Source organism: Verrucomicrobiia bacterium, from assembly GCA_035629175.1.
Taxonomy (GTDB): domain Bacteria; phylum Verrucomicrobiota; class Verrucomicrobiia; order Limisphaerales; family DASXHY01; genus DASXHY01.
In genome coordinates, this window is sequence record DASPIL010000027.1 from 1 (window position 1) to 3,012 (window position 3,012).

A 3,012-nucleotide genomic window follows, 5' to 3' on the forward strand; every position below is an offset into this window, starting at 1 on the left:
ATTCCTCGATGTCAGTTATCCGCACAAGTCTACTCGCTTCCGCCATTGCCGTATTCATCGCCGCCTGTACGACGGTCCCGCCCGCCCCGCCGGCAAAACCGCCCGTTGCCCCCGTGCCGCCGGAGAAGCCGGCAGAGGCGCCCAAAGAGCTGTTCCGTGCCGCGACGTTCGCGGCGATGCCGGGCTGGGGCAGGGACAATCTGCGCGAAGCCTGGCCCGCCTTTGTCACCTCGTGCGAGGTGCTGGTCAGGAAATCTGACTGGAAAGAGCCTTGCCAGGTTGCGGCCGGCGTGGATGGCGCAAGCGAGACTGCTGTGCGCACCTTCTTCGAATCGTTTTTCACCCCCTACCAGGTCTTCAACCAGGATGGATCGGACACCGGCCTCGTGACGGGCTATTACGAGCCGCTGTTGCGCGGCGCCCGGAAACGCGGCGGCGCATTCCAGATCCCGCTGCACCGCGCGCCGGACGACTTGCTGACCATCGACCTTTCGTCTGTCTATCCTGAGCTGAAGAATATGCGCTTGCGCGGACGCGTCGTGGGCAACAAAGTGGTTCCCTACCCCACGCGCGGAGAGATGATGCAGTCGAACGCATTGGTCGGCAAGGAGATCGTCTGGGTTGACGACGCGGTGGAGGCGTTCTTCCTGCAAGTGCAAGGGTCTGGCCGCGTGCAATTGGCGGATACGAAGGAAACAATCCGAATTGCGTATGCGGACCAGAATGGGCATCCCTACAAGTCGATCGGCCGCTACCTTGTCGACAAGGGGGAAATGACGCTCGATCAGGCTTCCGCGCAGTCGATCAAGGCGTGGTTTGCGTCCAACCCGGCACGGCAGCAGGAATTGCTCAGCGCTAATCCCAGCTATGTTTTCTTCCGTGAAGAGAAGCTTGCAGATCCAAAAAAGGGGCCGAAAGGCGCCCTCGGTGTTCCTTTGACCCCGCAGCGTTCAATCGCTGTCGATCCTCAGTTCATCCCGCTTGGCGTTCCGGTATTTCTGGCGACGACACAACCGGGAAAAGAAATACCGCTGCAGCGGCTCATGATGGCGCAGGATACGGGCGGCGCCATCAGGAATCCTGTGCGTGCGGATTTTTTCTGGGGGTTCGGCGGTGACGCAGGCGAGAAGGCAGGCAAGATGAAGCAGCGCGGCCAAATGTGGGTGCTGCTGCCGAAACTGGGAGCGCCTCCTGTGTTGATATCACGCTAAACGCGTTGCCGCTGCGCGCATTATGAGGCGTGCAGTGCAGGTTCGCGCGCTCCGTCGCCAAGCTGCATCGCCAGTGCAAACGGCGAGTCCATCGTCGTTATGTGGAACAAGAGCCACTGCGGCATCAATTCATTGACGACCTGCCTGCCGATGCCGGTGTCTCCGTCCATCACCTGAGCGTGGACATGATGCAGCGCTCCGAGCACGCGGGCATGCTCCTCCTGATGTGTCGGCAGGCCGGGATAGTCCAGATCGTCCATCCATACTTCTTCCTTGCGAAACAGTCGTTCCGCAGTACTCACGAATAGGCCGAATTGGGTGGGAAAGTCCCGGTCATCAGCACAGGAAAGGGCGTCCAAGGCGTTGAACATGTCGTGATGCAACCGATCCATTGCCGGCACTCCAGACGATATATCGGACGTGGGTAGCCAAGCGGATGTCGATTGCGTCATGGAGAGCCTTTCTGAGTGGAGTGCAAAAGGGGGACGGAGCGGCGCTGCAACAGGCGCTTGCCGAAAATTCATGCTACCCCCTCGGACCGGCCTTCGTTTGATATGGCGCAATGAGGCGAGGGAGCGATTCGCCCGTTTTATCGGTGTTGGCGGGGATGTGCGGCGAGAGGGGTACAATGGCGGCCATCCTTTCTTGTCCAGGAGACTATAAGAATGACCTATGAAAATATTGTGGTTGAAACCCGCGAAAAGGTAGGTGTGATCCAGCTGAATCGTCCCAAGGCACTGAACGCGCTCAATGACAAGCTGATGGATGAGCTCGGCGCTGCGCTGGCAGCATTCGACGCCGACGAGAACATCGGCTGCATCGTGATTACTGGCAGTGAAAAGGCATTCGCCGCCGGCGCCGACATCGGTGCGATGGCCAACTATTCGTTCATGGACGCTTACAAAGGCGACTATATTACGCGGAACTGGGAGCAGATCCGTCGCATTCGCAAGCCCGTCATCGCTGCGGTTGCCGGGTATGCCCTCGGCGGAGGGTGCGAACTGGCCATGATGTGCGATTTCATCATTGCGGCGGACACGGCAAAGTTCGGCCAGCCGGAAATCAAACTGGGTACCATTCCGGGTGCGGGCGGAACACAGCGCTTGCCGCGCGCTGTTTCCAAATCGAAAGCAATGGATATGTGCCTTACTGGCCGCATGATGGACGCGGCCGAAGCTGAGCGCGCCGGTTTGGTATCGAGAGTGGTTCCTGCGGACAAGCTGATGGACGAGGCGGTATCTGCGGCTGCTACCATCGCCGGCATGTCGCTGCCGATCGCCATGATGGTAAAGGAATCCATCAACCGCGCCTACGAGACGACGCTTAACGAAGGCGTTCAGTTCGAGCGCCGCCTGTTCCATAGCACCTTCGCCACCGAGGACCAAAAAGAGGGAATGAAGGCTTTTATCGAGAAGCGCTTGCCAAGCTTCCGGAACCTTTGATATATTGCGCCTCCCGTCGCGAAACGGAGCAGGAAAAGGCGGTTTGCCTGCCTGTAATTCGGAGCGTGCCGGGAGGGTGGTAGTGTGGTTTTTGTGGCAAGAGCTTTTGGAATTTCGCAGTGAAGTAGTTGACGAGTTCTGAAAAGCGCCTCATAATCCCATCTCTTTGCTGCTGACGGACAGAACGATCCGAAAGCAGATTGCGAAACTGAAAAGTTGAGCAAAAAGAAGCAGTTACGCGAACAAGTTAATGCACGAAGTGCTTGACGCGAAATCGAAAACGCTTCATAATCTCGTTTCTCTGCTGCTGACGAACAAAACGATTCGCAGCGCGGCGCCGAAAGGATGCCGGGGCAGAC

At 58.3% G+C, this 3,012-nt stretch carries 3 protein-coding genes; 2 read left to right on the forward strand and 1 reads right to left on the reverse strand.

Features of this window, described 5'->3' with window-relative positions; translation table 11 throughout:
* The first annotated feature begins 8 nt into the window (after positions 1-8).
* Positions 9-1,211 carry a murein transglycosylase A gene (locus VEH04_04515; GenBank protein HYG22024.1) on the forward strand — a complete coding sequence of 401 codons (1,203 nt, stop codon included), beginning with the start codon at positions 9-11 and terminating at the stop codon, positions 1,209-1,211.
* 20 nt (positions 1,212-1,231) lie between these two features.
* Here the strand turns inward: VEH04_04515 and VEH04_04520 are convergent, their stop codons facing one another.
* Positions 1,232-1,603, reverse strand: coding sequence for a hemerythrin family protein (locus VEH04_04520; protein HYG22025.1), 372 nt, complete (start codon positions 1,601-1,603; stop codon positions 1,232-1,234).
* A 273-nt stretch (positions 1,604-1,876) separates the two neighbouring features.
* Between VEH04_04520 and VEH04_04525 the strand changes: the two genes are divergently transcribed.
* Positions 1,877-2,653: an enoyl-CoA hydratase gene (locus VEH04_04525; protein HYG22026.1), complete on the forward strand. Its 777-nt coding sequence runs from the start codon at positions 1,877-1,879 to the stop codon at positions 2,651-2,653.
* Positions 2,654-3,012 lie beyond the last annotated feature (359 nt).